We start from the raw sequence: 231 nt of genomic DNA, 5'->3' as shown, positions 1-231 counted from the left end.
CGTCGTCGTGGTCCTTGCCCTGGGCCAGGGCAACGATCTCAACGCCCTTCGGCAGCTTTATGTTGGACAGGTACACCACGTCGCCAGCCTTCAGCTCGCCCAGGTCGACGTCGATCGACTCCGGCAGGACCTTCGGCAGGCAGCTGATGGTGACTTCCTTCAGTTCGTGGGTGACCCCGACGTCGGCAGCCTTGCCGGCCGGCGAGGTGTCTTCGTTGAGGAAGTGCAGCG

1 pseudogene is annotated in these 231 nt (G+C 64.1%); it reads right to left on the bottom strand.

The window, feature by feature from the left end:
* Positions 1-231: pseudogene (locus ACQG3P_RS24955) on the bottom strand (50S ribosomal protein L25/general stress protein Ctc); the annotation flags it as partial.

This window comes from Stenotrophomonas sp. SrG (genome assembly GCF_050031795.1).
Classification (GTDB): domain Bacteria; phylum Pseudomonadota; class Gammaproteobacteria; order Xanthomonadales; family Xanthomonadaceae; genus Stenotrophomonas; species Stenotrophomonas rhizophila_A.
This window is presented reverse-complemented; position numbering and strand designations above follow the sequence as displayed.